The organism is Stenotrophomonas sp. SMYL20 (genome assembly GCF_036320045.1).
GTDB lineage: Bacteria > Pseudomonadota > Gammaproteobacteria > Xanthomonadales > Xanthomonadaceae > Stenotrophomonas > Stenotrophomonas maltophilia_A.
In genome coordinates, this window is sequence record NZ_JAWIRT010000006.1 from 47,187 (window position 1) to 73,789 (window position 26,603).

The following is a 26,603-nucleotide window of genomic DNA, read 5'->3' on the forward strand; positions in this document are numbered from 1 at the left end:
TCAGTCCTTCCCGGCCGGTGCCGGTGCAGGCTTCACCCGTACCGTCATGCCATCGGCCAGGCCCTGCGCGCCGGCCACCACCACCTGCTCACCGGCGGCCAAGCCATCGAGCACCAGCCACTGATCGCCCACCGCACGCGCGGTGCGGAACAGGCGTAGCCGCGCCTTGCCGTCCTTGTCCACCAGCCACGCCTGCGCCTCGCCCTTGGGGCTGCGATCGACCGCCGCCTGTGGCACCAGCAGCGCCTGCTGGCGGGTCCCCTGCCCCACCAATGCGCGCACGTACATGCCCGGCAGCAGCTGCCCATCCGGGTTGGGGAAACGCGCCCGCAGGGTGATGCTGCCGGTTTCCTGCTGCACGTCCACGTCGGCAAATTCCAGCGTGCCGGGCAGCGGGTAGTCGGTGCCATCGGACAGGCGCAGCCGCACCGGTGCTGTGTCGGCCTGCACGCCACCGTCGGCGATGGCGCGGCGCAGTGCCAGGTACTCATTGCTGGACTGGGTGATGTCCACGTTCATCGGGTCCATCTGCTGCACCCGTGCCAGTGGATCGGCCTGGCCCGAGGTGACCAGCGCCCCCGGCGTGAACAGCGCGCGGCCGATGCGCCCGGCAATCGGCGAGGTCACCGTGGCGAACCCCAGCCGTGTGCTGGCCGTGTCACGCGCGGCCTGTGCGGCCTGCGCCGCGGCGGCAGCCTGCTGGTCGCTGGCGATCGCATCGTCCACGTCCTGGCGCGCGGCCAGCTGGTCCTTGCCCAACGCCTGCATGCGCTGCGCCCGCAGGCGCGCGGTCACCGCAGCGGCCTCGGCCGTTTTCAGGTTGGCCTGCGCCTCGTTCAGCGCCGCCTGGTACAGCGCCGGTTCGATCTGGAACAACGGCTGCCCGGCCTTCACCCACTGGCCCTGCTCGAACAACCGCTTCACCAGCACGCCATCGACCTGCGGGCGCACGTCCGATTCCTGCGAGGCAACGCTGCGCCCAGGCAGTTCCTGCTGCAGTGCCAGCGGCTGGCTGCGCAGGGTCAGCACCGTCACCTCAGGCGTCGTCGCGCCGGGCTTGGGCGCGTCCTTGCCGCAGGCGCTGAGCAGGCCGGCCAGGGCGAGCGCCAGCAGCGGCAGGCCCGCGGTTCGCGGCAGCCGCCAGGCACGGTACGGACGGGAGGGGTTCGGAAGGATCATCGGCTGCAGGTTCCACGCGTGGGGGAGCGTTCGGCGCCGAATATAGAAGACGTGGCGGCACGATCCTGCTAAATGGCGCATGAAACATTTTTCATTTGCAGTCGCTGCCCACGATTGCGAGGATGCCCCTGTCCCACTCTGCACACTGGCCCATGCCGCGCGTACTCACCATCGAGGACGATCTTGTCACCGCAGAGGAAATCGCCACCGAACTGCGCAGCCACGGCTTCGACGTGGACCTGGCCAGCGACGGCAGCAACGGCCTGGCGCTGGCACGTGCAGGCGACTACGCGGTAATCACCCTGGACCGCATGCTGCCCGGCATCGACGGGCTGGCCCTGGTCACTACCTTGCGCCGCGAAGGCATCACCACGCCGGTGCTGATGATCAGCGCACTGTCGGACGTGGATGAACGCGTGCGTGGCCTGCGCGCCGGTGGCGACGACTACCTGACCAAGCCCTTCGCTTCCGACGAAATGGCTGCACGCGTGGAAGTGCTGATCCGGCGCCAGGGCCAGGCCGCTGCCATCGACAACGTGCTGCGCGCCGGTGACCTGGAACTGGACCTGATGACCCGTTCGGCGCGACGCGGCGGGCATGAAATCGCGCTGCTGCCGACCGAGTTCAAGCTGCTCGAATTCCTGGTCCGCAACGCCGGCCAGGTGGTCACCCGCAGCATGCTGTTCCAGGAAGTCTGGGGCTACCACTTCGATCCGGGTACCAACCTGATCGACGTGCATATCGGCCGCGTGCGCAAGCGCATCGAACAACCCGGCCGACCGCAGCCGATCATGACCGTACGGGGAACCGGCTATGTCTTCGACGCGCAATCCTGACCACTGGCGCTCTTCCAGCAGCAGACTGCTGGGCCTGTACTGCATCCTGTTCGTGGCGTGGTCGAGCCTGCTGCTGGGCGTGATGTACTGGCGCATCTCGGATTACCTGAGTGACCTGACCGAATCGGGCCTGCAGCAGCGCGCGCACCTTTTCATGAGCTTCGACGGCCCGGCACTGGATGAAGCATTGCGCGACAGCCAGCGCTTCGATCTGCACCAGGTCTATACCTATGGGTTGTTCGACAAAGCCGGCATGCCGATGGCGGGCCCGCTGACAGCGATCCCCGAGGGACTGCCGCTGGATGGCAACTCGCATGCGGTGGACGGTTGGACGCTGGCCGATGGCCGCCACGACAACGGCGGCAGTGCGCTCGGCGTGGTGACCCGCGATGGCCGCACGCTGGTATTCGTGCGCCAGAATGGCAAGCTCATGGCGGTCAACAGCATCATCCTTGATGCACTGCTGTGGGGCGTGTCGCTGACCGTCATTCCCGGCCTGGTGGGCTGGCATCTGCTGCGCCGGCGCCCGTTGAAACGGATCCAGCAGATCGAAGCGGCCACCAACCGCATTGTTGCCGGCGACCTCGGCCAGCGCCTGCCGGTCTCCAGCCGTCGCGACGAGATCGATCGGCTGTCGAGCATCGTCAATGCCATGCTGGAACGCATCGAACAGCTGATGACCGAGGTCAAAGGCGTGTGCGACAGCATCGCCCACGATCTGCGCACCCCGCTGACCCGCCTGCGCGCGCATCTGTACCGCATGCGCGTGGGCCTGGACGAACGGGACCCGCATGCCGATCCACTGGACAAGGCGCTGGCCGAGACTGACATGCTGATGGCGCGCTTCGCCGCGCTGCTGCGGGTGTCGGAACTGGAGAGCCACCAGCGACGTTCGGCCTTCGACGCGGTCGACGTCACCGAGCTGCTGCAGGAACTGCACCAGTTCTACCTGCCGCTGGCCGAAGAGAAGCAGCAGTTGCTGGAGCTGCAGGTGGACCCGAAGGTGGGCCCGCTGCGTGGCGACCGCGAGCTGCTGTTCGAAGCGCTGGCCAACCTGTTGTCCAATGCCCTGCAGTTCACCCCTGCACACGGCCGCATCCTGCTGCGTGCGGTCGATGATCACGGCGCCCCGAGGATCGATGTGATCGACAACGGGCCGGGCATTCCGCCACAGGACCGCACGCTGATCTACCAGCGCTTCTTCCGTGGCAGCAGCAGCGCCGGCCAGGGGCCTGGATTCGGCTTGGGCCTGTCGATCGTGGCCGCCATTGCCGGCCTGCACGGCTTCCGTGTCCGCGCCGGCAGCGCCCCCGGTGGTGGCGCCTGGATGAGCATCCGCGGCGCGACGGACGGCCTGCCCTGACGCCGGGCCAGTGCACCTCAATCGCACTTGGGAATCATTTGTATTTGAAGGCGGGCATCCGGATAATCCGCCGTCACCGCCCTTCCCGGATCACTCTCGATGCCCGCTCTGCCGTCGCGTCCGCTGCTGTACACGCTCGCCCTGCCCACCCTGCTGGCCTCGGCCATCGCCCAGGCCCAGGACACCCCGGCGCCGCGCACCCTGGACAAGGTAACGGTGGTGGCCGAGCGGGCCAGCACCGCGACCAAGACCGACACCGCCCTGACCGAGACGCCGCAGGCGATCAGCGTGGTCACCCAGCAGCTGTTCACCGATCGCGGCGCGCACAACCTGCAGGAAGTGCTGCGCTACAGCGCCGGCGTCACCGCCGATGCGTGGGGGCTGGATACCCGCAACGATGCGACCTCGGTGCGCGGGCTGGACCCGGTGCAGTACCAGGATGGCCTGCGCCGCAGCTACGGTTTCAGCCCCCTCGCCCGCCCGGAAATCTATGGCCTGGAGCGGGTGGAAGTGCTGCGCGGCCCGTCCTCGGTGCTGTATGGTGCCGGCGCCACCGGCGGCATCATCAATGCAATGAGCAAGCGCCCGACCTTCGGCGCCCTCAACGGCGAGGTCGGCGTGCAGCTCGGCAGTTTCGACCGCAGGCAGCTGCAGGGTGACATCGGCGGCGCATTGAACGATGCCGGTACGCTTGCCGGCCGCTTCGTCGGGCTGGTGCGTGAATCGAACATGCAGACCGATGTATTGAAGGATGACCGCGTCTATCTGGCACCGTCGATCAGCTGGCGCGGTGAACGCAGCACCTTGACCCTGCTGGCCAGCTATCAGCATGACAAGACAGGCTCCAGCCAGCAGTTCCTGCCGCTGGCCGCGACCCTGCTTGCACCGCCCGGACGCCGCCTCGACCCGTCCACCTTCATCGGCGATCCCGACTTCGACCGCATCGACTCGCGCGTCTACAGCCTGACCGCGCTGTTCGACCACAGCTTCAACGACACGCTCAGCCTGCGCTCGGCAGTGCGTTACATCGATGGCAGGACCACTCTGCAGCAGATGTACGTGGACAGCTACAGCAATCCGGAAGATCCCTTCATCGACGCCGAGCGGCGCGTGGTCAACCGTACGGCCTATGGCACCCGCCCCGACGTGCAGATCTTCAGCGCCGACAATGCGCTGCAGTTCGACTTCGCCACCGGTGCCTTCCAGCATCTGCTGCTGGCCGGCGTGGACTACAGCCAATACAAGGAGCAGCTGCAGCGGCTGGACGCCACCGGCACGCCGATCGACATCTACACCCCGGTATCGGTCGCACCGATCGTGCGTGGCTGGGATCGTCAGCCGGACCAGACCTCCACCCAGCTGGGTGTCTATGTGCAGGACCAGATCCGCTGGGCCGACCGCATCTCGCTGGTGCTGGGCGCGCGCCGCGACCATGCACGCTCGAAGACCGAAGGCCAGCCCAGCCAGACCGACAATGCCACCACCTACCGCGCCGGGCTGATCGGCGAACTGGGTGCGGGCGTTTCGCCCTACCTGAGCTACAGCGAATCGTTCCTGCCGGTGTCCGGCCAGGATCTGTTCGGCAGCGCCTTCAAGCCGATGCGCGGCCGCCAATCCGAGGCCGGCATCAAGTGGCAACCGGCGCGCAACCTGCTGCTGACGCTGGCGGCGTACCGCATCACCGAAACCAACCGGCAGACCAACGATCCGGACAATGTGCTGAACGTGGTGCAGACGGGGCAGATCCGCTCCAAGGGCGTGGAGCTGGAAGGGCAGTTCCAGTTCGCCAACGACCTGACGGTCACCGCTGCCGTTGCGCGCAACGAGGCCGAGGTCAGCCGCAGCAACTTCGCATTGGAAGTAGGCCAGCGCCTCAACGACACCCCGCAGGACCTGGCCTCGGCCTGGGTTTCGAAGGGCTTCCAACTGGACGATGCCGCACGCCTGCGCCTGGGCCTGGGCGTGCGCCATGTCGGCAACACGGTGTCGCTGGGCAATGGCGGGCGCATCATCACGCCCAGCTACACGCTGGCAGACGCCTTGGTGGAAGTACAGGTGACTGACTGGACGATGGCGTTGAACATCACCAACCTCACCGGCAAGCGCTACTACGCGCCGTGCCGCACCTTTGGCGACTGCTTCGCCGGCTACCCGCGCGTGGTGACCGGCACCATCAGCTATCGGTTCTGATCACGGCCAACGCTGGCCGCCGCAGCAGCAGGTGCAACAGCACCGCGCATGCGGCGGTCAGCAGCGCCAGGACACGCAGCAGTATCGCCAGCGCCTCGGCACTGGCCTGCTGCAGCTGTGCGCCACTCATCGCCGGAAGCAGTGCCTGTGCCTGTGCATGCGCACCCGTTGCCAGATAGGCACCGGCGCGCGCCAGCGATGCGGGCGATGCTCCCTGCAGCTGGTGGCCGATCAGCAGCGCAAGCAAGGCCGTGACTGCGGCCAATGCGATGCCTTCACCGGCCACCCGCACGGTTCCGAAGATGCCGGCGGCCATGCCCGCACGCTGCACCGGCACCACGCTGACCGACAGCCCATCCATCAAGCCCCACGGCAAGGCCGTTCCAGCGCCGATCAGCATCAGCAACGGCACCCACTGCGACGGCGACGGATGCGATGCGTGGCGCGACAACAGGTACAACCCAGAGGCACAGACCAGCAGGCCCAGCGTACACAGCCGCGTACTTCCAACGCGCTCCGCCCAGCGCGCGGCCAGCATCGGCAGCACCAGCATCGGCGCGGACAAGGCCAGCATCTGCAGCCCGATCAATGTCGCGCTCTGTGCATGCACGCCCAGCAGCTGCAGAGGCAGCACCACCAGCAGCACCACGTAGCCGAAGCAGGTTGCGACCGGCAGCAGCTGGACACCGAGGAACGCCGGTTGCGAGAACAGCGAGAGGTCCAGCAACGGTGAACGGTGCAGCCGTTCGATGCAGACGAATACCCCGCCCAGCATCAGCGTCGCCAACAGCGCCAGCTGCACGCGCATGGCATGCAGGCCGAATTCACCCAGCCACAGCAGGGCCAGGGTCAACGCCGCCAGCATCAGGCTGAAGCCCAGCATGCCGCCGACATCCAGCCGCCCGCGTTCGCCATGGCTTTCGGACAACGCGCGCGCGCCCACGGCGAACGCCGCCAGCGTCAGTACACCGCCCGCGGCGAACACACTGCGCCATCCCAATGCCTGCAACAGCAGACCCGCGAGCAGCGGCCCCAGCGCCAGCCCCGCACCGAATGTGGTGCCCAGCAGGGCGAACACACGGGCACGCACCGGGCCCTGCCAGGCATGCGCCAGCGCAGCGGTGCCGGACGCCAGCGCCGCTGCAGCGGCAACGCCCTGCAGCCCGCGCGCCAGATCCAGCCACAGCAGCGTGGGCGCAAGGCAGACGACGGCAGTGGCGATGCTGAAGCCCGCCGTACCCAGCAGGAACAACCGCCGCCGACCATAACGATCGGCCAGGCCACCGGCAGCGAGCAACAGGCTGCCGAAGGTGAGCATGAACGCATTGGTCACCCAGGCCAGCGCGGTGGGCGACGACGCCGCGGAACGGGCCAGCGCCGGCACCGCGACGGCACCGGCCGAGAAGGACAACGGCAGCGCCAGCGCGGCCAGGCAGACGGCAAGCAGCGCCCACCGCTGCTGCGTGTGGGAAGGTACGGGGAGCATCGAAACCGGGGCCATGTGGGCCTCCATCCATCAGGGGCATTGATGATGGACAGGCCGCTATTCCAGAAAAACAGGCTCGATGGACGTTGATTGCGGCCCGATGTTCCGTAATCATGCCCCGCATGGATTCCATCTCTGCCCTGCTGGCCTTCGTCCGTACCGCCGAAGCAGGCAGCATCGTCGGCGCCGCTCGCGTCCTCGGCCTCTCCGCGTCGGCCGTGGGCAAGCGCATCGCCCGCCTTGAACAGGAACTCGGCACGCGCCTGTTCCAGCGCACCACCCGCCGCGTGCACCTCACCGACGAAGGCGAACTGCTGCTGCAGCGCTGCCGGCGGGCACTGGATGAACTTTCCGAAGCGCAGGCGGATCTGGCGCAGCGACAGCACGCCCCGAGTGGACTGCTGCGCATCGGCCTGCCCACCATCGGCTACCGCTTCCTGTTGCCGGTACTGCCGGGGTTCCAGCAGCGCTACCCCCAGGTGCAGCTGGAACTGGACTTCAACGACCGCATCGTCGACGTGGTCAGCGAAGGCCTCGACGCGGTGATACGCAGCGGTGAACTGGCCGATTCCAGCCTGACCGCACGGCGGCTGGGCGGCTTCCGTTTCATTCTCTGTGCGGCGCCGGGCTATCTGCAGGCGCATGGCACGCCCGGTGATGTGAGCGAGCTGCGCCTGCATAGCGCGCTGCGCTTCCGTTACCCCACCACCGGAAAGCTGCACCCGTGGCAGCTGCCGGGCATCGAAGGCGATGCTGGAGCGCGCCTTCCCACGGCGATGACCTGCAACAACATGGAGGCCGTGCTGGCCGCTGCGATCGGTTGCATGGGCCTGGCCTGGATGCCTGACTTCCTCGCAGCCGACGCGCTGGCCGATGGCCGCCTGCAGCGGGTACTGCCTGCACTGCCCACGCACCAGGGGCAGTTCTCATTGCTATGGCCCGGTGGGCGCCATCCCAGCGCACGCCTGCGGGTGTTCATCGACTATGCCGTTGCGCATCTGTTCCAAGGCGACAAGGCGTAGCAGGTCCACAGAATCAGTTGGTGCCCGCCGTCTGCAGGAAATTGCGCAGCACCGGCGACGGCTGTTCCGGCCGCATGCAGAACGGCAGGTCGAAACGCGCTGCTTCGTCCTCCAGCACGCGATAGACGATCTCCTGCGGGCGGAAGCTGGCCATGCTGGCCGGGACGATCGCCACGCCGGCATCCACCGCCACCAGCGACAGGACCGCATGCATGCCCTGCGCTTCCTGCACGACGCGCGGGGTGAATCCCGCCGCAGTGCACAGGCCCAGCACCTGCGCGTGGAAGCCGATGCCCTCGCCCGCCGGCCATGAAACGAACGGTTCTTCAGCCAGCATCGCCACACTGACCTCCGGCGCGTCGGCCAGCGCATGAGCGCGCGGCAGCGCAATCGCCAGGCGGTCATGGTCGAAGGCGTGCAGTACCAGCTCGGCGGCGGGAATCGGTGGAATCAACACGCCAACGTCGATGCGCTGCTCACGCAGCCACAACTGCTGCTGGCGCGACGTGGCTTCCTGCAGGTGCAACTGCACCTGCGGGTACTGCTGGCGGAAGCGGCGGATCAAACCTGGCAGGCGGCCATACAGCGCACTGCCGACATAGCCTACGCGCAGGCTGCCGGACTGCCCCGCTGCAGCTTCGCGCGTGCGCTGCAACCCCTGCTCGGCCTGCTGCAGCGTTGCCCGCGCCTCCACCAGCAAGGTCTGCCCGGCCACGGTCAGGCCCAGCGTGCGGTTGCCGCGCACGATCAGTTCACTTCCGAGCTCGTCTTCCAGCCGTCGTATCGCCGCGGTCAGCGGCGGCTGCGACATGTGCAGGCGGGCGGCGGCGCGGTGGAAATGCAGTTCTTCGGCCACGGCCACATACTGGCGAAGCAGGCGCAGGTCGATCATCTCGAAGCAGGCAGTGGGAACCCGCCTAGGGTACGCCCTCAGCCGCGCACGTCGACGCTGGCGCGGGCGATGGCCGGCCACTGCAGCGCCACCGACTCGATGCTGTCGGCACTGACCGCGCGCAGATCCCTTGGGTATGCCACATGCTCGGCCTCCTGCATGCGCAGTGCGTGGAACTGGCCGTTGCTTGCGCGCAGCACCCAGCCGCCGTCCTGGCAGCGCGTGGATGCCAGATAGGCCACACCTTGCGCAACAGCTTCCGGATGCAGCTCATCGGGCTCACCCTCGATGCCCCACATGCGCGTCTTTGCCACCGGCGAAACCCCATTGACCACGATGCCATGCTCGGCACCTTCCAGTGCCAGCACATTGACCAGACCAAGCGCGGCCAGTTTGGCCATCGCGTACGCAGACAGCCCGCACTGTGCGTACTGCGGATACAGCGCGCGATCGGACGTGGTGATGACGATGCGCCCACCGCCCGCCGCGCGCATTGCCGGCCACGCCGCCTGCGCCAGCCACAACGGCGTCTTCGCGGCCAGGCACAGCATCTGCTCCAGCGCATCGTCCTCGATCGCTTCCAGCGTCTGGTACTCGACCCAGCCGGCGTTGTGGATCAGGAAATCGATGCGGCCGTGCTGCTGCAGCAGATCCTGCACCAGCCCGTGGCAGCCCGTGCGATGGTCGATGGGATCACTGACGGCCTGCACCGATAGCCCCCGCGCCTGCAACGCTTCGGCACTGTGCTGGATGCGAAGCGGATCGGTACCACGGCCATCGGTGCCGGCACCGACGTCATGCATCACCACATGCGCACCGCGCTCGGCCAGCAGGCGGCTGTAGGCCAGGCCCAACCCACCCGCGGCACCGGTCACCAGGCCCACCTGGCCCTCGAAGGAAATATGCGAAATCGGCTTCATGCGCACAGCTTCAGCCAAGCTCACCGCCCCCGCCAATACCGTTGACCATCGGCCACGATACGCTCTCGCTATCACCTGAAAAGGGGACGGAGGGGATTAAGTCGTAACTCACCCTACCGTGCCTGAAACGACTTAATCCCCTCCGTCCCCTTTTTCGCTCAGCGGCTGAAGCGGCGCGCGCCGGCGACGCAGATCACCGCGACCACGGTCACCAGCACCATGCTGAGGCTGACCGATTCGTGCAGCAGCAGCGCGGCCAGGGCCAGGCCGAAGAACGGCTGCAGCAACTGCAGCTGGCCTACAGCGGCGATGCCGCCCTGGGCCAGCCCGCGGTACCAGAACAGGAAGCCGATCAGCATGCTGAACACCGCCACGTAGCCCAGCGCCCACCACGCCGACGCACCGACCGCGGTGAACGAGGCCGGGCGCATCAGCACCGCCAACGGCAACATCACTGGCAGCGCCAACAGCAGCGCCCAGCTGATCACCTGCCAACCGCCAAGGTGGCGGGCAAGTCGACCACCTTCGGCATAGCCGAGCCCACACACCACGATCGCCGCCAGCATCAGCAGGTCAGCCTGAAGCGAGGCCTCGATGCCGTTGCGCACCGCATAGCCGACCACGCAGGCACTGCCCAGCAGCGAGAACAACCAGAACGCCGGGCGCGGTCGATCGCCGCCGCGCAGCACGCCGAACACCGCAGTGCTCAGTGGCAGCAGGCCGAGGAACACGATGGTGTGTGCCGATGACGCATGCCGCAGCGCGAGCGCGGTCAACAGCGGAAAGCCGACCACCACCCCCAGACTGACCACCGCCAGGCCTGGCAGGTCATTGCGCCGCGGCCACGGCTGGCGCAGCAGAAGGAGCAGGCCAAGGCCGAGCACAGCGGCAATGGTCGCGCGTGCAGCAGTGACGAATCCGGCATCCAGCTGCAGCACCGCCAAGCGGGTGGCCGGCAGGGAGCCCGCGAAGATCACTACACCGATGAAGCCATTGATCCAACCACTCGCCGACCGTTCCACGCCTGTACTCCTGAAGATGCCGGACGATGCCCGGCTGGACCTGTATGGAAGCATCCAGCGCGGAACGACCCCAGCTACAATCCAGTACAGTCGCAAGTAACTGTACTGCCCACACTTCCACTACGGTTCCGCCATGCCACGTTCGCTCACCCGCATTGAATCGGTCATCCAGACCGTCCGCGCCCGCATCGGTGCGCGGGTGGATGGCCCCGGCTCGCGCCTGCCTTCGGTACGTGCGCAGGCGGCGGCGATGGGGGTGTCGGTCTCGACCGTGGTCGAGGCCTACGAGCGCCTGGCCGCCGAAGGCCTGATCAGTGCGCGCGCAGGATCCGGCTTCTACGTCAGTGGGCCGGCCGCCCCGCTGGCGCTGGCTGAAATGGAGCCGCGGCTGGACCGCGCGGTGGATCCGCTGTGGGTGTCGCGGCAATCGCTGGAAACGCCGGCGGGCCACCTCAAGCCTGGCTGCGGCTGGATGCCCAGTGATTGGCTGTATCACGATGGCGTGCGCCGCGGCCTGCGTCGGCTCGCACGTGCCGATGCCCTACAGCTGGTCGACTACGCCGGCCCGCTCGGGCTGCCCGCATTACGCCAGCTGCTGCAACGACGCAGCGCGGCGCTGGGCATCGATGCGCCGATGGAGCAGATCCTGCTGACCGAATCCGGTACGCACGCGGTCGATCTGCTCTGCCGTTTCCTGCTCAAGCCCGGCGACTGCGTGCTGGTGGATGACCCCAGTTACTTCAACTACCACGCGTTGCTGAAGGCGCACCAGGTGCAGGCCATCGGCGTGCCGTACACGCACAGCGGCCCGGACCTGGAGGCGTTCGCGCAGGCAGTTCAGGCGCATACGCCGCGGCTGTACATCACCAACTCGGGCCTGCACAACCCGACCGGCGCCGTATTGTCGGCCAGCACCGCACACCGCCTGCTGGGCCTGGCCGAACGCAGCGAACTGATCATCGTCGAGGACGACATCTTCGCCGACTTCGAACTGCAGCCAGCGCCGCGGCTGGCCGCGCTCGATGGGCTGTCGCGGGTGATCCACGTCGGCAGTTTCTCCAAGACGCTGTCGGCGGCTTCGCGCTGTGGCTACGTGGCCGCTCGCCCTGAGTGGATCGAGGCGCTGACCGATCTGAAGCTGGCCACCAGTTTCGGCGGCGGCCATCTGGCGATGCAGTTGATGCACATCGCGCTGACCGACAGTGGCTACCGCCGCCACATGCAGTCGGTACGTTCGCGCCTGGCCGATGCGCGCCGGCACACGCTGCGCAAGCTGCAGACGCTGGGCATCACGCCGTGGCTGCAGCCGGAAGCCGGGCTGTTCCTGTGGTGCCAGCTACCCGATGGCCGCGATGCCGCTGCACTGGCGCGGCAATGCCTGCGCGAGGGCATCGTGCTGGCGCCGGGCAACGCGTTCAGCCAATCGCAGCGCGCGGCCGACTATGTACGTTTCAACGTTTCGCAGTGCCAGGACCCGAGGATCTGGCAGGTACTGGCGCGCGCGCTGCGTTGAGCTGGTAATGCGCGACCAGCGCATCTACCACCACGCGCACGCCAGGCAACTGGCCGCGACGATGCGGCAGCAGCACGCTGGTGGTCACTTCGCCGGCATGCCACGCCGGCAGCACCTGCTGCAGGCGGCCGGCGGCAAGGGCTGCGGCACACAGGCTGTGTGGCAACACGGTGATGCCAAGACCCGCTTCGGCCGCCGCGATCAGCAGCTGCGATTCATTGCCGACCAGCGCCACCTGCGGCTCCACCTGCACAGTGCGAGCGTCGGGACCGTGCAGCGTCCAGCGCGTTGCATGGCGCGCGGTCAGCAGGCCGGCATGCGCACGTAGCTGCTCGGGCGTATCCACTGCCGGCGCGGCTGCCAGATAGCCAGGGGACGCCACCAGCACGATGCGCTCGCTACCCAGCGAGCGCTGCACCAACCCGGAATCCGGCAGCGGACCGAAGTGGCTGCGCAGGGCGATGTCGATGCCCTCCTGAGCCAGATCGATGAAGCGATCACTTACTTCAACTTCGATGCGCAGCCGTGGATAGCGGCGGGCCAGTGCAGGCAGGCACGCGGCGAGCTCGCCCTGCACCACCGGAATCGAAGCGCTGATGCGTACGGTGCCGCTGGGTTCGGCCTGGCGGTCGCGGACGATGGCCTCGGCGGCCTCGACCTCGGACAACGCTGCGCGTGCGCGCTCGAAGAACTCCTGACCGACCTCGGTCAATGCGAAGCGGCGCGAACTGCGTTGCAGCAGCCGCACCTGGAGCTGTTCTTCCAGCAGCGCCACGCGCTTGCTCAGGGTCGAGCGCGGCAGGCCCAGATGGCGCCCGCCTGCGGCGAAACCGCCCTGCTCCACCGCAGTCACGAACAGGGCCAGATCGTTGAGGTTGAGCATGCGCAACGTCCACATATGTAGACTTCAGGATGCCATTCGGACGGCTTCCGGAGCAATGTCCACGCGGGCACGCTTTCCTCACCCGCCGCATCGCGGCTCGAACCGGAAACCTGCCATGACCCCGATACTCTTCTACGGCGTGCCCTCGGGCTGCTCGTTCGGCTCCATCATCGCGCTGGAGTGGCTGCGCCAGCCGTATCACCTGTGCCGCATCGAGATGCCCGGCCAGGTGCAGGGCGAAGACTACCGCCGCCTCAATCCACTGGGCGAAACCCCGACCCTGCGAACCACACAGGGCGAGCTGCTCAGCGAGAGCCTGGCCATCCTCAACCACCTGGCCGCGAAGGGCATCGCACAGGGCCTGGGCTTCGCACAGGGCACCTCCGGCTTCGATCGCCTCAACCATCGGCTGGCCTATCTCAACACCAGTTTCTTCGGTGCCTACGCGCCGCTCTGGCACGCACTGGAGCATGCGGAAGGCGATGAAGGCGAGGCGCTGCGTGCCTATGGCACGACCAAGGTGCGCCACGCCCACCAGGCGCTGGAGCAGATGATCGGCACGGGCCCGTGGCTGCTGGGCGAACAGCGCAGCTTTGCCGACGCCTACTTCGCAGGCATCGCGCGCTGGAACGACTATCACCAGGTGGTCGATCGACGCGAGTTCCCAAGGGTGCAGCAGCTGTTCGAGCGCCTGCAGGACGACGCCGGCGTGCAGTTCGCCCACGCCATCGAAGCGCAGCAGCCGGCAACCAGCGGCGGTGGATTCCTCGGCGAGGTGCGGCTGGAAGACGTGCTTGAGGCCGCAGCGGCCTGAGCCCTGTCCTGCCCGTGCGGCAGCGGCGCGCAATACCTCTTGCGCGCCGCGCTACAGTGGTATGTCCCCCGCTGCAGGAATCCGCGCATGTCCACGTTCTCCGATCCGCAGGCGGTGGCCCGCTATGCCGAAGCGCCGCTGCGCCAGGTGCCCGGCTTCCTCGCCCTGCAGCAGATGAGCCGGCTGCTGCTGGCCGAACGTGTCCCTGCGCAGGGCCGCGTGCTGGTGCTGGGTGCCGGTGGCGGGTTGGAACTGAAGGCCTTCGCCGAGGCGCAGCCGGGCTGGCAGCTGCTGGGGGTCGACCCGGCCGCGCCGATGCTGGCCCTGGCCGAGCAGACACTGGGTCCGCTGATGTCGCGCGTGCAGCTGCTGGAAGGCTATATCGACGATGCACCCGATGCGCGCTTCGACGGTGCCAGCTGCCTGCTGACCCTGCACTTCCTCGATGCCGGGCAGCGCCTGCACACGCTGCGCGAACTGCACCGGCGCCTGCAACCCGGCGCGCCGCTGGTGGTGGCGCACCACAGCGTGCCACAGGACCCGGCCGGCAAGCTGCGCTGGTTGCAGCGCTACGCGGCGTTCGCCGAAGCCTCGGGGGTTGCCCACGCCGATGCGCAGCGCGCGATCGACGCCATTGCCGAACGGTTGCCGTTGCTGTCGCCGGAGCAGGAGGTTGTGCTACTGCAGGAGGCCGGCTTCGACAACGTGGAGCTGTTCTACGCCGGCTTCAGCTTCAAGGGCTGGGTGGCGTACGCCGGATGATGCCTACGGCACCACGGTAATGCCGATGCGCTGCATCAACAGCGCCACCTGCTGCACATCCAGCGTGGCGCCACGCAGGTTGGTGCTGCGCAGGTCCAGCTCGCCCAGCTCGGAGTTGGTCAGGTTGCAGTCTGTGAAGTTGGCACTGTTCCAGTCGATCCCCTCGAACTGGCCACCGGACAGATCCGAACCGGCGAAACTGGCACCGCTCACGTTCGCGCCATCCCAGCGGTTCTCCCACAGTTCGCACTTTTCCAGCGTCACTCGCGAGAAATTGGCATAGCGCAGGTTCGACTTCTTGATGAACGCGCTGCAGAACCAGCTGCGCGTGGTGATCTGGTTCATGAAGCTGGCGTTGCTGAAATCCGCGCCCTGCGCACGGCACTCGCTGATCTCCAGGCCCAGCGCCTTGATGAAACTGAAGTGGCACATGCTGATGTCGCAACTACGGAAGCTGGCTTCCTTCAATGTGGCGCCGTTGAAGCGGCAACCGGCGCGGTTTTCAGCGTCGTAGAAGCTGCAGTTGATGAACTCGGTGGCGGTCAGGTCCGCGCCGGAGAAATCGCATTCGTAGAACTGCTGGTCGACCACTTTCTGGCCGGTGTACTGGTCCGCGCCGATGCGCAGCTTGCGGTGAACGGTGGGGGACATCGTGGATTCCATGCCGGGTGCCCCGCCATGATGCCGGGCCGCGAGGGCGATCCATAGACGCTGGCGCGGTTGGGTTCACCGGCAGTCCAGCCGATCTGTGGTCACGCCCGCCAAATGCACGTTGTTGCACGTTAATGCACGAACGTGCAGACTTGCGGCATGAGCTCCGATCCCAGCCCCCTCCCCGCCCAGCGCACCCTGCAGATCCTCGAGGAACTACGCCAGCAGGGCCGCGTGGTCGCCGCCGAACTGGCGCGCCGCTATGCCGTCTCCGAAGATTCGATCCGCCGCGACCTGCGCGAGCTGGCCGCCCAAGGCCTGTGCCAGCGTGTCTACGGCGGCGCCGTGCTGCCGCCCCCCAAGGAACGCCCGCTACGCGAGCGACTGACCCGCGACCGCGGCGACAAGGCCGAGCTGGCCGCCCGCGTCTGCGCGCTGCTGCAGCCCGGCCAGGTCGTACTGCTCGACGCCGGGTCGACCAACCTGGCGATCGCCCAGCAGCTGCCGACCGCTCTCGGCCTGACGGTGATCACCAATGCTCCGCAGATCGCCACCGCCGCCAGCATGCTTGAAGGCACCTCGGTGCAGCTGATCGGCGGCCGCCTGGCCAGCGGTGGCGGCGCGGTCGGCGCCGAAGCGTTGGCGCAGGTGCAGCGCCTGCGCGCCGACGTATACCTGCCCGGCCCCTGCGCGGTGGACGGCGACACCGGCGTCTGGGCAATGGATTCGGAAGAAGCCACGCTGAAACGCGCGATGGTGGCCTGCAGCAGCCGCGTCATCGTCGCCGCAACCACTGAAAAGCTCGGTGCCCGCGGTAACTGGCAGATCGCCAGCCTCGACGAGATCGACGACCTGGTGCTGACCACCACCGCGCCCCCCGCATTGGCGGCGCGCTTCCGCGCCGCAGGCATCGCGGTACACCCCACTCCGCCCTGACCGTACCGCTCATGTCCCTTGCCAACCGCGCGCGTGCCGAACAGCACGCGACCCGCGCTGCGTTCTTCATTCCCGGCTTCGCCACGGCGTTGTGGGCCACCCTGGTGCCATTCGCCAAAGCGCGCACCGACATCAACGACGCTACGCTGGGCCTGGTGCTGCTCTGCCTCGGTGCCGGTTCGCTGCTGGCCATGCCGCTGTCCGGTGTACTGGCCGCACGCCTGGGCTGCCGGCGGGTGATGGTGGCCAGCAGCCTGCTGATCTGCCTGACCGTGCCCGGCCTGGCGCTGGCCGGTTCGGCCTGGTCACTGGGGCTGGTGCTGTTCGTGTTCGGCGCCGCCGTGGGCGCAATGGACTGCACGATGAACGTGCAGGCCGTCATCGTCGAGCGCGAAGCACGGCGGGTGATGATGTCCGGCTTCCATGCCTTCTTCAGCATCGGCGGCTTCCTCGGCGCGGCCACCATGACCGTGCTGTTGTCCGCACAGCTGCCGCCACTGGCATCGGTGCTGATCGGCGTTGGCGCCATGCTGCTGGTGATGCTGCTGTCGGCGGCGTACTGGCACAGCGAACGCATGCCGCACGACGCACCGATGTTGGCCCTGCCGCACGGCATCGTGCTGTTCATCGGCGTGCTGGCGTTCGTCGCCTTCCTCGGTGAAGGCGCGATGCTGGACTGGAGCGCGGTCTTCCTCAGCGATGTGCGTCGCGTCGATGCCAGCCTCGCCGGTATCGGCTACGTAACCTTCACCCTGACCATGACCGTGGCGCGCTTGTTCGGCGACGCACTGGTGGAGCGCGTAGGCCGTGAGCGCGCGATCGTGTTCGGCGCGCTGCTCGCCGCCGCGGGAGTGCTGGTGCTGACCGTGGTCACGCCGTGGCAGGCGTCGCTGGCGGGCTATGTGCTGGTCGGCCTCGGTTGCGCCAACATCGCACCGGCACTGTTCTCGCTGGCCGGCCACCAGACCCGCATGCCCGGCGCACTGGCAATCACCGCCGTTTCCACGCTGGGCTTTGCCGGCATCCTTGCTGGCCCAGCACTGATCGGTTTTGCTGCCAACCACTTCGGCCTGATCGCTGCGTTCATCGGCGTGGCCACGGCCTTGTTGCTGGTGGCCGTGTCCACACGTTGGCTGCGGATGTAGCCCAGGGCCTCAGCGCCGCCTGTGCCGCAGCTTCATCCGCAATCGCCGATAGCCGATCACCGTCGCCGTGGCACACAGCGCGGTGCCAGCAGCGCTCAGCAGCAGCAACACCGCCAGCCGGGCACCTTCCTGGCGCAGCATCGCCGGTAGGTCCCAGCTGTGCAGGAAGTAGAACAACCAGCGCCCCACGCGCTCGCGATGCCCCATCGTCAGCAACGGATCGCCCGTGGCCAGATCGAGATAGACCCGCGTCGCCTCGGCATCGCCGAAGTCCACCACTGCCACCGGGAAGCGGCGTACCGCTGCACCATTCATGGCTTCCGGTGCACGCGGATAGAAGTAGGCGTCCGCTGCACGCTGCACCACGAAGCCCTGCATCGGCGCAGCGGACAGCGCACGCACCTTCTGCTGCAGCCACGCTGCCGGCAGCAACCGCGCAACCTGCAAGTGCCCATTGCCGCTGGACACGATGCGGGTCTCGCCCCGCCCGTCCAGCAGCACTGCGAACAGCTCGCCTCCGATGCGGCGCCACTGGATCTCGACCGGTTGGAAGCGCTCAGCATCGGCCACCGCCAGAAGCTTCACCGGCTCACCCAACGCGCCATCCACCGTTACCGCGCTGCCACGATAGCGTTCAACATCGATCGCCTCGCGCGTGCTGCTGAAGACCCCCAATGGATTCATCGACATCAGCCCGCTGAAGATCCAGGTGAACACGAAGGCCGCAGCCATCAGTCCGATCAGATGGTGCCAGTGCATCCACGGTTCGACGTACGGCGTCTTCGCACCGGAGCGGTAGCGCCCGCGGAAACGCCAGCGCCACACACCCACCACGATGCCGCTGACCGCCGCCACCGTGCACAGCGCGGACAGCACGATCACCACCCACGTCCAGACCGGATCCACCGACTGCATGCGCAGGAAATACAGCCAGTGCAGCCAAGCCCCCACATAGTTCCAGCGCTGCTGCACATGCGGTGCGTCCAGCACCACTTCACCGGTGCGCGAGGACACATACAGGTCACCGGGCTGTACGCCCCCCACCTCCACCCGATACAGCGGCCGATGCACATCCAGTGCGCGCGAATGCGTCCAACGGTCCTCTTCCACGCGCATTGCACCGACAAAGGCCGGGCCGCCAGCAAACTGTGCCGCTGACGCTTCGGCGCGCTGTGCCGACACTGGCAGCAGGGCCTGGCCGGTGACGGCTGACCACGCCCCCACGTTGCTTCCCGTGCGCACCACATACGCAGGCTCGCCACGCAGCGTGGTCAGCGCCACGGCCTCCGGCTCAGCCTGCACGGCTGCAGGCAGCACCGACAGCCCGCGCAGATCGCGGGCCTCCGGCAGCACCGGCAATGCCGCCAGACGTTCACCGGGCGTCAGCTTCGGGTAGCCAATGAACAACATCACCATGCCGCTGACGAACCACAACAGCATCAGCAGGCATCCGCCGATGCCGAGCCAACGGTGCACCAGGTAGGTCCAGCGCTTGGCAGTGGATCGCAGCGACATGGTGCGCGTCCTCAGAAGCGATGGTCGACGGTGAACTCGACGCGGCGATCCGCGCCCAGCAGCCACTGCGTGCTGGTGTAGTACGCGGTGGCGTAGTACGCCTTGTCGAATACGTTGAACAGGCGCGCTGACAATCGCGTGCGCGGTGCTGCCTGCCAGGTCAGCGCCAGATCAGTGGTGCTGTAGCTGGGCAACTCCAGCGTGTTGGCATTGTCTGCGTAGCGCTTGCCGACATAGCGAACGCCACCCGCCGCGCTCCAGTCCGGTGCGAACTGCCAGCTCAACCACACATTGGCCAGGCGTTCGGCCACGTTCGGCGGCACGTTGCCATCGCGCGAGACCAGCATCGGCGGCGAACCTGTGGTCTCCAGGAAGTCCTCGAACTCGGCCTTCAGCACCGTGGCGTTGGCATCCAACGTCCAGTGCGGCGCGACGTTCCAGTTCAACGACGCCTCGATACCACGCGAGGTCTGCGCGCCCACCTGCACGCGGCGGTCCGGCACCAGCGGATCGCGGCTGAGCAGCCCGGTCTTGCGGATGCGATACGCCGCCAGCGTCCACTCGCCGCCATCGAAGGCCTGCTTCAGGCCCACCTCGATCTGCCGCCCCTTGGCCAGGTCGAAGGCACCGTTGGCCGGGCTGATCATCAGCAGCCCACTGACCGGGTCCGCCGCCTGCGAGTACTGCGCATACAGGCTCAGCGTCGGCCGCAGCGCGAACACCGTACCTGCGCGCCAGCCGGTGCTGCTGTAGGTCTTCGAGAACGCATTCTGGCCGCTGATCAGATCGGTACGGTCGATGCGCGCGCGGTCGTGGCGCAGCCCACCCAGCACCGACCAGCGCTCGCTCAGCGCCAACCGGTCTTCCGCGAACAGCGCGTACTGCTCGGCACGATTGCGGTAGCGCGGCAGGTTCGGCGCGTCGCTGGCGAACTGGCCCGGCACCGGATCGAACGGGTCGACCGGGCCCGAGCTGCCGGCATAGGTGTTGTTGGTGTGCTTGAAGTGCGCGCGGTTGGCGTCCAGGCCCACCGCGAAGCTGTTCTGCAGGCCACCTGCGGTCCCCTGCACGCGCAGCGTCGAGGTCAGTCCGGTCTGGTCCTGGTTGTGGGTGATCTCGGTGTTTCCCGAGCGATCGATCAAGCCGGTAGCGCGACTGTAGACATAGGCTTCGGCATTGCGCCAATCGCGCTGGCTGTCGATCTGGTAGAGGCGCGTGCGCCATTCCACGTTCGCGTTCGGCGTCCACAGCGCATCGAGCTGGGTCCAGCGGTCGCGATAGCGGATCTGGCTGTCTTCCACGTTGTAGTTGCGGTGGCGCAGCGCCTCCAGCTGGCGGCCCTCGACCAGCGGCGTGCCGAAGTAGCGCATCGGTTGCTGGTAGCCCTGCGCATGGGTGAGGGTCAGCTGCAGGTCCGCGCGCGGCTGCCACAGCAACGCACCGGAGAATGTCGCGTCACTGTTGCGCCCACGATCGACCCAACCACCGCTGTAGTTGCCACTCACGTCCAGCCGGTAGGCCAGCTCGGGCGTCAGCGCGCCACCGCTGCCGAAGCCCAGGCGCGCGGTGTCCTCGCTGCCCACGGTTACGCTGATCTCGTTCTCGATCGCACCACGCGTGGGCTTCTTCGGCACGATGTTGATCACGCCGCCGATCGCACCGTCGCCATGGATGACCGAGGCCGGGCCGCGCAGCACTTCGATGCGCTCGATCGACCAGGTATCGAACGGGAAGGTGATACCCACGCCACCGTACTGGCGCAGCCCGTCGTACAGGCGCATCACCGAAGCGCCATCGGTGAAGCCGCGGCTGGACAGCGCACTCAGGCCGTTGCCCGGGTGCGGCATCGCACTGATCGCACCTGCCCGGCTGATCGCATCGTTGAGGTTGCTGTCGCCACGCTGCTCCAGTTGTTCGCGCGAAATCACCGTCAGGCTGGCCGGTGTCTGCAGCACGCTCAGGCCCAGCGCGGAACCGGCGTTGGCGGTGGACGACAGCTCACCGCCGCGGGTATCGACCACCCGCACGGTATCCAGCGTGGTCGGTGGTGCCGCATCGGCGGCAAGCAGGGGCGCGGCGTGCAGGAGCAATGCGCACAGGACAGGCAGCGTCGCCCGGCGCAGGTGCGCGGAGTTGGGGTTCGTTTTCATTTTTTTCACGGCATGCAAGGCCACCCCGCAATGGCAGGGCAGCAATCAGAAAGGGGCAAACACGCGCGTGCGGGCACCGGCCGTGGCCGGCAACCTCATGGAAAAATGTTCAATGCAACGCGCGTGCGGCTCAGGCAGCCATCAGTGCCGGCGGCCCACGCGCTCCCAATGTGCCGCTGATACGTTGCGGCAACGCCCGCACCGCACCGCGCAGCGCGCGGCACACCGGTGCCATCGGCGCCAACAGCAGCACTGCCGCCACCAGCAGCGTGATCAGCCGTGCAGCGATCAGACAGTAGTCGCAGTCCACGCCCATTTCATGATCGGCATGTGGGTCGGCGGGCGGCTTCTTTGCGGCGTCGCCATGCGGCATCGCCATCGCGTGATGGTCGTGGTGCCCGTCCATCGCGTGCTGCGCATGCTCTGCGTGCATCGCGTGATCCATCGCCGCCGCCGGCACTGCAGCAGCCACGTGACCGTGCGCCAGCCAGCGGCTCACCAGCGGGGCGAGCAGCACCAGCAGCATGGCAAGCCATGCCAGGGCCTGGAACCGGCGGTGGAGGACAGAACGACGCACGCCGCCATTCTACGGGGCCCTGACCAACCTTGGACCCGGTTCAGGGTTTGCCCCCTGCGACACGGTGACGCAGGGCTGTGCTGCCGGCCACAGCGATGGGCACGCCCTCCCTGCGCACGCCCACCACGCTGTGGAACCACGCCATGCGTGGATGCGCTTCGCGCATCAACTCACGTACTGCGCCTGCCCGTTCCCGAACGACCAGTTTTCCCGCTTCACTTCCACCAGGTTGATGAACACATCCTCGCGGCGGATACCCACCGCCGCGTGCAGGCCCTCGGCGATGCCGGCGTACAGCGCCTTCTTCTGCTCCAGCGTGCGCCCTTCGTTCCAGGTGATCTGGATGCAGATGAAATCGTCGGTGCGGTCCACGCCCAGGTAGCCGGGGTCATAGATCAACGTGCCCGGCTCATGTTGCTGGAAGATCTGGAAGCGATCGTTCTCCGGCACGCCCACCGAGCGCATGGCCTGGTAGATGGTTTCGCCGACGCGTTGCAGGTAGTCGGCGGATTTACCTTTGCGAAGATCAATGCGGGCGAGCGGCATGGTGGCACTCCAGAGTGGATGGGCACGGCGACGGGCTGAGACTACGCCTGCCCGGGGCGGCGGGACAGCGCAGGGATGGAACCCTCTGCTTCCATTCGTGGCACGGGCCCGCCCACGTGCGTAACGAAGGCGACCCGGACGAACAGTTGGGCGCCTTCCACACCGACGGGCTGATCGTGGCCGCGCGACAGCTGGTACGCGAGGCACATCATTGCCTCTCCGGCGACGACGCCTGACCGGCCCGGATATGCGCCCGCTACAATCGAGCAGGGAGCGCAGGAGACCGCAATGGACGCCGAACACCTGGAGTACTTCAAGGCCGCACTGGAAGGCCGCGCAAGCGTGGGCTGGAACGTCTGGTTCACCGCCAACCAGCAGGCGCTGGCACAACACCTGAGCCGTCCTGCACTGCTGCGCTTGAAGTTCAGCAAACTGGATGAAGCCGAACGCCTGCTGGCCGAGGCCGGCATCGTGCCCTGCAGCACAGCGGGCAAGCGCTACGAAATGTACTGCGCGCAGTTCTCGGCGGACGTGGTGGACGCGAACGGTCGCCCGCTACCGGCCATCTGGCGCGCGGCGCACGGCGGTGCCATCGGCCTGCTTGCCGATGGTGAGCAGGAGGCCGGCCAGGCGAAGCTGCTCGCGGAGTTCCGCCGCGTCCGCAAGCGCGGACTGCAGCAGGCCCATGAATGGTTGGCCGATCTGTGCTTTGAAGGCGAGATGGAACTGAGCGGCGGCAATGCCGATGTGGGCCGTAGCCTGCTGGCGGTGGTGGTGCGGGCCGGCAGCGGTCACGACCTGCTGGATGCAACCGCGATGATCGCGCGCGAGCTGCTGGAGGACCTCGGCTGAAACGGTGATCGCTTCGGCGGGTACTACGGAATCACAGGCAACAAAAAAGCCCCCATTGCTGGAGGCTTCTTTCGTTCTGCAACATGGTGGGCGGTACAGGGATCGAACCTGTGACCCTTGCCGTGTGAAGGCAATGCTCTACCGCTGAGCTAACCGCCCGGTGTGTTGCTGAGCCGCTCATTATAGGGGCTTTTCAGAGGCCGTCAACCGTTTTTCACATTCGTGTTCACAGGCATTTCGAGGGACGCCGCCGGGCATGGCCCGGCGCTACCGAGGGCGGCAATCCGCGCGCCGTTACATCGTATGGGTCGGCTTGTCCGAGCCGGTCAGGCCGGCCAGCAGGGTCTCGATCTTGTGGCGCACGCCCTCGCCTTCGGCACCGTCGGCCAGCTGCACGCCGATGCCGGCGGTGCGGTTACCCTGCGCGCCGGCCGGGGTCACCCAGATCACCTTGCCGGCCACCGGCAGGCGCTCGCTGGAATCGGGCAGGGTCAGCAACAGGAACACTTCGTCCCCCAGGAAGTAGCGCTTGGGCGTGGGCACGAAGATGCCGCCGTTCTTCACGAATGGCATGTACGCGCTGTACAGCGCGGCTTTGTCCTTCACGGCCAGGGACAGGATGCCCTGGCGGGCGTTGCTGGCACTCATCGATTTCCCCTTGCGGCAGGCCGCTCGTTCACCTTGTTCCAGGCCAGCAGCAACTCGACCACGGCAAGGTCTGCACGCACCGTGGTGCGCAGCAGGTCGCGGGTGCGGTTGGCCGCATCGAACCAGGCTGCAAGCTTGTGCAATCGCTCCGGCGTGGTCAAGGCATCGGTGCTGGCCTGGGCCAGCGCCAGGTCGGCGGCGAAGCGCAGGCGCAGCGCCGCGTTGTCATCACCGCACCACTTCTGCGCCAGCTCCACCGCGCCGGTCTTGCCGGCGGCCAGCTGTTCCAGCTCGCGGCCCACTTCGCGGCGCAGGCTCAGGCCATCTTCGCGCAGCCAGTTGTCGGCCTGGCCGGGATGGCCGCGCGCTGCGTCCAGCGCTTCGCGCGCGGCCGCTTCGCTGTGCCTCTGCTGCTGCAGCCACGCCATGGCTTCCTCGCGCGGCGGCAGTTTGAATTCCAGGCGCTGGCAGCGGCTGCGCACGGTCTGCGGCAGGCGTGCCGGGTCGCTGCTGATCAACCACAGATAGCGGCCGGGCTGCGGCTCTTCCAGCGTCTTCAGCAGCGCGTTGGCCGCCGAGCGGTTGATCGCATCGGCCGGGTCGACGATCACCACCTGCGCCACGCCGTACTGCGGGGTCAGCGCCAGCTTGTCGGTGATCTCGCGCACCTGCTCGATGACGATCTCGGTGCGCAGCTTGTCGCCGCTCTTGTTCGGAATGAAGCTGACCAGCTGCAGGTCAGGATGGGTGCCGGCGGCGATCAGCTGGCGCGTGCGCATGGCATGCGCGGCATCGCCGCGCGCCAGCACGTGGTCGGCCAGGGCCAACGCCACCTCGCGCTTGCCCAGCCCGGCCGGGCCGCAGATCAGCAGGCCATGACCAAGGCGGTCGGCATCGAGTGCGGCCACGGTCTGATCGAAGGCGCGCTGCTGCCAGGGCGAGAACGTACTCATGCGCCCTCCCCGCCCTGCAGCCACCGCTCGACCTGCGCGACCACATCGGCCGCTACACGCGCCTGCACCTGGCCGGCGTCGATCAGCGCGAAGCGCTGCGGGTCCTGCTGCGCGCGGCTGCGGAACACTTCGCGCACGCGCTGGAAGAAATCATCCTGTTCGCTCTCGATGCGGTCTGGCCACAGGTCGCGGCCATTGGCGCGCGCGCGGCCCACTGCCACGTCCACGTCCAGCAGCAGGGTCAGGCCCGGCAGCAGGCCCACCGCGCGACGTTCCAGATCGGCAATCCACTGCGGATCGAGGCCGCGGCCACCGCCCTGGTAGGCATAGCTGGAATCGGTGAAGCGATCGCTCAGCACATAGGCGCCGCGCTGCAGTGCCGGCTGGATCACCTGGCGCACATGCTGCGCACGTGCAGCGAACACCAGCAGCAGCTCGGCTTCGGCGCTGAGCGGCTCGGCGGCGATCTCGGCATCGGGTTTCAGCACCAGGCCACGGATGCGCTCGGCCAGCGGCGTACCGCCCGGCTCGCGGGTCAGCACCACCTCGTGGCCGTGGCTGCGCAGGCAGTCACGGATGGCATTGATGGCGGTGGTCTTGCCTGCGCCCTCGCCGCCTTCCAGGCTGACGAAACGCGGGTGGCGAAGCAGCGCTGGACTCATTGCGCCGGGGTCTCCTTGGTACGTTGCTGGCGCAGCTGCTGCAGGTAGCGGGCCACTGCGGCGTTGTGCTGGTCCAGGCTGGGCGAGAACACGTGCGCGCCACTGCCATCGCCCACGGCGACGAAGTACAGCGCGTCGCCCGCTGCGGGTTGCGCGGCCGCCATCAGCGCATCGCGGCTGGGCATGGCGATCGGGGTCGGGGTCAGGCCGGCGCGGGTGTAGGTGTTGTAGGGCGTATCGGTGGTCAGGTCGCGGCGGCGGATGTTGCCGTCATACGCAGCACCGATGCCGTAGATCACGGTCGGGTCGGTCTGCAGGCGCATGCCGATCTTCAGGCGGCGCATGAACACGCCGGCAATCTGCGGACGCTCGCTGGCCAGCGCGGTTTCCTTCTCGATGATCGAGGCCATCGTCAGCAGCTCGTAGGGCGTGTTGATCGGCAGGTCCGGCGCGCGGCTTTCCCAGGCTTCATCCAGTGCGTCCTGCATTGCAGCGTGAGCACGCTTGAGCACATCCAGATCGCTGTCGCCACGCTGGTAGACGTAGGTCTCCGGCAGGAAGCGGCCTTCCGGATGCTGGCCACCGAAGCCGAGGCGCTGCATCAACGCGGCGTCATCGAGGTTGTCGGTGGTGTGCAGCAGCGGCTCGGCGCGCTTGAGCGCGGCACGCAACTGGCGGATGTTCCAGCCTTCAATGATCGTGACGCGGTGCTGCAGCACCTTGCCGGCGCGCATGCGCAGCAGCAGATCACGCGGGGTCAGGTCGCTGCTGAGCGCGTACTCACCCACCTTCAGCTTGCCGGCCGCATCGAGCTGGCGCGCCAGCAGCTGCCACTGCGCGTCCTGGCCCTCGTCCACGCCGGCGTCGCGCAGCTTGCGCAGCACGCTGTTCATGCCATCGCCGCTGGCGATGACCACGCTCTCGGCGGACGGGGTGATCGGAGCGTCGGCGAACCGGGTCTGCTGGTAGAAGAACCATGCGCCCGCGCCGGCCACGACGGCGGCCAGCACCACCACCAGCGTTACCACGAACAGACACCCGCGCTTGGCTCCCGCCATGGACTACCTCTGAACTCGATTCCGTCGT

General features: G+C 67.6%; 25 protein-coding genes and 1 tRNA gene. 10 read left to right on the forward strand and 16 right to left on the reverse strand.

Annotated elements, in window-relative coordinates:
• Entirely contained in the window at positions 1-1,179 is a 1,179-nt protein-coding gene (locus V3B48_RS06145) for an efflux RND transporter periplasmic adaptor subunit (RefSeq protein WP_049400666.1), read from the reverse strand.
• A gap of 152 nt (positions 1,180-1,331) precedes the next feature.
• Here V3B48_RS06145 and V3B48_RS06150 point away from each other — a divergent pair, with 152 nt between their 5' ends.
• The 3 genes from V3B48_RS06150 (at position 1,332) to V3B48_RS06160 (ending at position 5,568) form a co-directional block, all read left to right on the forward strand.
• Positions 1,332-2,015, forward strand: a complete 684-nt coding sequence (locus V3B48_RS06150; protein ID WP_032127741.1) for a response regulator transcription factor — start codon at positions 1,332-1,334, stop codon at positions 2,013-2,015.
• Positions 1,993-3,378 carry a HAMP domain-containing sensor histidine kinase gene (locus V3B48_RS06155; RefSeq protein WP_049400664.1) on the forward strand — a complete coding sequence of 462 codons (1,386 nt, stop codon included), beginning with the start codon at positions 1,993-1,995 and terminating at the stop codon, positions 3,376-3,378. Before V3B48_RS06150 ends, V3B48_RS06155 begins: the two co-directional genes overlap by 23 nt.
• A 99-nt stretch (positions 3,379-3,477) precedes the next feature.
• Positions 3,478-5,568: a TonB-dependent siderophore receptor gene (locus V3B48_RS06160; protein WP_329893385.1), complete on the forward strand. Its 2,091-nt coding sequence runs from the start codon at positions 3,478-3,480 to the stop codon at positions 5,566-5,568.
• Here V3B48_RS06160 and V3B48_RS06165 read toward each other — a convergent pair.
• Positions 5,552-7,069, reverse strand: a complete 1,518-nt coding sequence (locus tag V3B48_RS06165) for an MFS transporter (RefSeq protein WP_329893386.1) — start codon at positions 7,067-7,069, stop codon at positions 5,552-5,554. The genes V3B48_RS06160 and V3B48_RS06165 overlap by 17 nt on opposite strands.
• 107 nt (positions 7,070-7,176) lie before the next feature.
• Here V3B48_RS06165 and V3B48_RS06170 point away from each other — a divergent pair, with 107 nt between their 5' ends.
• A complete protein-coding gene (locus tag V3B48_RS06170) occupies positions 7,177-8,076 on the forward strand; it encodes a LysR substrate-binding domain-containing protein (RefSeq protein WP_253143552.1) in 900 nt (299 codons plus the stop codon).
• A 13-nt stretch (positions 8,077-8,089) separates the two neighbouring features.
• Here V3B48_RS06170 and V3B48_RS06175 read toward each other — a convergent pair whose 3' ends face one another.
• From V3B48_RS06175 to V3B48_RS06185, 3 genes are all read right to left on the reverse strand, one after another.
• Positions 8,090-8,968 carry a LysR family transcriptional regulator gene (locus V3B48_RS06175; protein WP_253143551.1) on the reverse strand — a complete coding sequence of 293 codons (879 nt, stop codon included), beginning with the start codon at positions 8,966-8,968 and terminating at the stop codon, positions 8,090-8,092.
• Positions 8,969-9,006: 38 nt separating this feature from the next.
• Positions 9,007-9,888, reverse strand: a complete 882-nt coding sequence (locus tag V3B48_RS06180) for an SDR family NAD(P)-dependent oxidoreductase (RefSeq protein ID WP_253143550.1) — start codon at positions 9,886-9,888, stop codon at positions 9,007-9,009.
• A 158-nt stretch (positions 9,889-10,046) separates the two neighbouring features.
• On the reverse strand, positions 10,047-10,910 hold the full coding sequence (locus V3B48_RS06185; RefSeq protein WP_253143549.1) for a DMT family transporter: 864 nt from the start codon (positions 10,908-10,910) through the stop codon (positions 10,047-10,049).
• Positions 10,911-11,043: 133 nt separating this feature from the next.
• Between V3B48_RS06185 and V3B48_RS06190 the strand changes: the two genes are divergently transcribed.
• A complete protein-coding gene (locus tag V3B48_RS06190; RefSeq protein ID WP_253143548.1) occupies positions 11,044-12,423 on the forward strand; it encodes a PLP-dependent aminotransferase family protein in 1,380 nt (459 codons plus the stop codon).
• Here V3B48_RS06190 and V3B48_RS06195 read toward each other — a convergent pair.
• The gene (locus V3B48_RS06195; protein WP_329893387.1) at positions 12,362-13,321 is read right to left on the reverse strand and encodes a LysR substrate-binding domain-containing protein; all 960 of its coding nucleotides are present in this window, start codon (positions 13,319-13,321) and stop codon (positions 12,362-12,364) included. The two genes, V3B48_RS06190 and V3B48_RS06195, sit on opposite strands and share 62 nt — an antisense overlap.
• Before the next feature lie 100 nt (positions 13,322-13,421).
• Here V3B48_RS06195 and V3B48_RS06200 point away from each other — a divergent pair, with 100 nt between their 5' ends.
• Both V3B48_RS06200 and V3B48_RS06205 read left to right on the forward strand, forming a co-directional pair.
• Positions 13,422-14,120 (forward strand): glutathione S-transferase family protein, encoded by a 699-nt coding sequence (locus V3B48_RS06200; protein ID WP_049421564.1) that lies wholly within the window; start codon positions 13,422-13,424, stop codon positions 14,118-14,120.
• An 87-nt stretch (positions 14,121-14,207) separates the two neighbouring features.
• Positions 14,208-14,882 carry a class I SAM-dependent methyltransferase gene (locus tag V3B48_RS06205; protein ID WP_107431417.1) on the forward strand — a complete coding sequence of 225 codons (675 nt, stop codon included), beginning with the start codon at positions 14,208-14,210 and terminating at the stop codon, positions 14,880-14,882.
• Positions 14,883-14,885: 3 nt separating this feature from the next.
• Here the strand turns inward: V3B48_RS06205 and smqnr are convergent, their stop codons facing one another.
• A complete protein-coding gene (gene smqnr / locus V3B48_RS06210; RefSeq protein WP_032127748.1) occupies positions 14,886-15,533 on the reverse strand; it encodes a SmQnr family pentapeptide repeat protein in 648 nt (215 codons plus the stop codon).
• Between the two features lie 159 nt (positions 15,534-15,692).
• Here smqnr and V3B48_RS06215 point away from each other — a divergent pair, with 159 nt between their 5' ends.
• A complete protein-coding gene (locus V3B48_RS06215; RefSeq protein ID WP_100437429.1) occupies positions 15,693-16,469 on the forward strand; it encodes a DeoR/GlpR family DNA-binding transcription regulator in 777 nt (258 codons plus the stop codon).
• An 11-nt stretch (positions 16,470-16,480) separates the two neighbouring features.
• Complete coding sequence (locus V3B48_RS06220; RefSeq protein WP_329893388.1) at positions 16,481-17,614, forward strand: MFS transporter; 1,134 nt, start codon at positions 16,481-16,483, stop codon at positions 17,612-17,614.
• Between the two features lie 9 nt (positions 17,615-17,623).
• On the opposite strand, the gene V3B48_RS06225 is transcribed toward V3B48_RS06220, so the two are convergent.
• The 4 genes from V3B48_RS06225 to V3B48_RS06240 form a co-directional block, all read right to left on the reverse strand.
• Positions 17,624-19,129 (reverse strand): PepSY domain-containing protein, encoded by a 1,506-nt coding sequence (locus V3B48_RS06225; RefSeq protein ID WP_253143546.1) that lies wholly within the window; start codon positions 19,127-19,129, stop codon positions 17,624-17,626.
• Positions 19,130-19,140: 11 nt separating this feature from the next.
• The gene (locus V3B48_RS06230; RefSeq protein WP_253143545.1) at positions 19,141-21,279 is read right to left on the reverse strand and encodes a TonB-dependent receptor; all 2,139 of its coding nucleotides are present in this window, start codon (positions 21,277-21,279) and stop codon (positions 19,141-19,143) included.
• 130 nt (positions 21,280-21,409) lie between these two features.
• Positions 21,410-21,805 (reverse strand): DUF2946 family protein, encoded by a 396-nt coding sequence (locus V3B48_RS06235; protein WP_164079958.1) that lies wholly within the window; start codon positions 21,803-21,805, stop codon positions 21,410-21,412.
• A gap of 216 nt (positions 21,806-22,021) precedes the next feature.
• On the reverse strand, positions 22,022-22,402 hold the full coding sequence (locus V3B48_RS06240; protein WP_253143544.1) for a tautomerase family protein: 381 nt from the start codon (positions 22,400-22,402) through the stop codon (positions 22,022-22,024).
• Between the two features lie 288 nt (positions 22,403-22,690).
• Between V3B48_RS06240 and V3B48_RS06245 the strand changes: the two genes are divergently transcribed.
• Positions 22,691-23,254, forward strand: a complete 564-nt coding sequence (locus V3B48_RS06245) for a hypothetical protein (RefSeq protein ID WP_049463479.1) — start codon at positions 22,691-22,693, stop codon at positions 23,252-23,254.
• Positions 23,255-23,338: 84 nt separating this feature from the next.
• On the opposite strand, the gene V3B48_RS06250 is transcribed toward V3B48_RS06245, so the two are convergent.
• The 5 genes from V3B48_RS06250 to mltG all read right to left on the reverse strand — a co-directional run bounded on the left by V3B48_RS06250 (position 23,339) and on the right by mltG (position 26,575).
• A tRNA-Val gene (locus tag V3B48_RS06250) sits at positions 23,339-23,413 on the reverse strand.
• Between the two features lie 135 nt (positions 23,414-23,548).
• The gene (locus V3B48_RS06255; RefSeq protein ID WP_005412452.1) at positions 23,549-23,902 is read right to left on the reverse strand and encodes a PilZ domain-containing protein; all 354 of its coding nucleotides are present in this window, start codon (positions 23,900-23,902) and stop codon (positions 23,549-23,551) included.
• The gene (locus tag V3B48_RS06260) at positions 23,899-24,855 is read right to left on the reverse strand and encodes a DNA polymerase III subunit delta' (protein ID WP_329893389.1); all 957 of its coding nucleotides are present in this window, start codon (positions 24,853-24,855) and stop codon (positions 23,899-23,901) included. Before V3B48_RS06260 ends, V3B48_RS06255 begins: the two co-directional genes overlap by 4 nt.
• Entirely contained in the window at positions 24,852-25,517 is a 666-nt protein-coding gene (tmk, locus tag V3B48_RS06265) for a dTMP kinase (protein ID WP_032127760.1), read from the reverse strand. Before tmk ends, V3B48_RS06260 begins: the two co-directional genes overlap by 4 nt.
• A complete protein-coding gene (gene mltG, locus V3B48_RS06270; protein WP_049400647.1) occupies positions 25,514-26,575 on the reverse strand; it encodes an endolytic transglycosylase MltG in 1,062 nt (353 codons plus the stop codon). Before mltG ends, tmk begins: the two co-directional genes overlap by 4 nt.
• Positions 26,576-26,603: the final 28 nt, after the last annotated feature.

Bases quoted from the DNA above. Each gene is read 5' to 3' on its own strand.
- V3B48_RS06145 (WP_049400666.1), bottom strand. From the start codon at position 1,179: ATGATCCTTCCGAACCCCTCCCGTCCGTACCGTGCCTGGCGGCTGCCG.
- V3B48_RS06150 (WP_032127741.1), top strand. From the start codon at position 1,332: ATGCCGCGCGTACTCACCATCGAGGACGATCTTGTCACCGCAGAGGAA.
- V3B48_RS06155 (WP_049400664.1), top strand. From the start codon at position 1,993: ATGTCTTCGACGCGCAATCCTGACCACTGGCGCTCTTCCAGCAGCAGA.
- V3B48_RS06160 (WP_329893385.1), top strand. From the start codon at position 3,478: ATGCCCGCTCTGCCGTCGCGTCCGCTGCTGTACACGCTCGCCCTGCCC.
- V3B48_RS06165 (WP_329893386.1), bottom strand. From the start codon at position 7,069: ATGGCCCCGGTTTCGATGCTCCCCGTACCTTCCCACACGCAGCAGCGG.
- V3B48_RS06170 (WP_253143552.1), top strand. From the start codon at position 7,177: ATGGATTCCATCTCTGCCCTGCTGGCCTTCGTCCGTACCGCCGAAGCA.
- V3B48_RS06175 (WP_253143551.1), bottom strand. From the start codon at position 8,968: ATGATCGACCTGCGCCTGCTTCGCCAGTATGTGGCCGTGGCCGAAGAA.
- V3B48_RS06180 (WP_253143550.1), bottom strand. From the start codon at position 9,888: ATGAAGCCGATTTCGCATATTTCCTTCGAGGGCCAGGTGGGCCTGGTG.
- V3B48_RS06190 (WP_253143548.1), top strand. From the start codon at position 11,044: ATGCCACGTTCGCTCACCCGCATTGAATCGGTCATCCAGACCGTCCGC.
- V3B48_RS06195 (WP_329893387.1), bottom strand. From the start codon at position 13,321: ATGTGGACGTTGCGCATGCTCAACCTCAACGATCTGGCCCTGTTCGTG.
- V3B48_RS06200 (WP_049421564.1), top strand. From the start codon at position 13,422: ATGACCCCGATACTCTTCTACGGCGTGCCCTCGGGCTGCTCGTTCGGC.
- V3B48_RS06205 (WP_107431417.1), top strand. From the start codon at position 14,208: ATGTCCACGTTCTCCGATCCGCAGGCGGTGGCCCGCTATGCCGAAGCG.
- smqnr (WP_032127748.1), bottom strand. From the start codon at position 15,533: ATGTCCCCCACCGTTCACCGCAAGCTGCGCATCGGCGCGGACCAGTAC.
- V3B48_RS06215 (WP_100437429.1), top strand. From the start codon at position 15,693: ATGAGCTCCGATCCCAGCCCCCTCCCCGCCCAGCGCACCCTGCAGATC.
- V3B48_RS06220 (WP_329893388.1), top strand. From the start codon at position 16,481: ATGTCCCTTGCCAACCGCGCGCGTGCCGAACAGCACGCGACCCGCGCT.
- V3B48_RS06225 (WP_253143546.1), bottom strand. From the start codon at position 19,129: ATGTCGCTGCGATCCACTGCCAAGCGCTGGACCTACCTGGTGCACCGT.
- V3B48_RS06230 (WP_253143545.1), bottom strand. From the start codon at position 21,279: ATGAAAACGAACCCCAACTCCGCGCACCTGCGCCGGGCGACGCTGCCT.
- V3B48_RS06235 (WP_164079958.1), bottom strand. From the start codon at position 21,805: ATGCTGCTGGTGCTGCTCGCCCCGCTGGTGAGCCGCTGGCTGGCGCAC.
- V3B48_RS06240 (WP_253143544.1), bottom strand. From the start codon at position 22,402: ATGCCGCTCGCCCGCATTGATCTTCGCAAAGGTAAATCCGCCGACTAC.
- V3B48_RS06245 (WP_049463479.1), top strand. From the start codon at position 22,691: ATGGACGCCGAACACCTGGAGTACTTCAAGGCCGCACTGGAAGGCCGC.
- V3B48_RS06255 (WP_005412452.1), bottom strand. From the start codon at position 23,902: ATGAGTGCCAGCAACGCCCGCCAGGGCATCCTGTCCCTGGCCGTGAAG.
- V3B48_RS06260 (WP_329893389.1), bottom strand. From the start codon at position 24,855: ATGAGTACGTTCTCGCCCTGGCAGCAGCGCGCCTTCGATCAGACCGTG.
- tmk (WP_032127760.1), bottom strand. From the start codon at position 25,517: ATGAGTCCAGCGCTGCTTCGCCACCCGCGTTTCGTCAGCCTGGAAGGC.
- mltG (WP_049400647.1), bottom strand. From the start codon at position 26,575: ATGGCGGGAGCCAAGCGCGGGTGTCTGTTCGTGGTAACGCTGGTGGTG.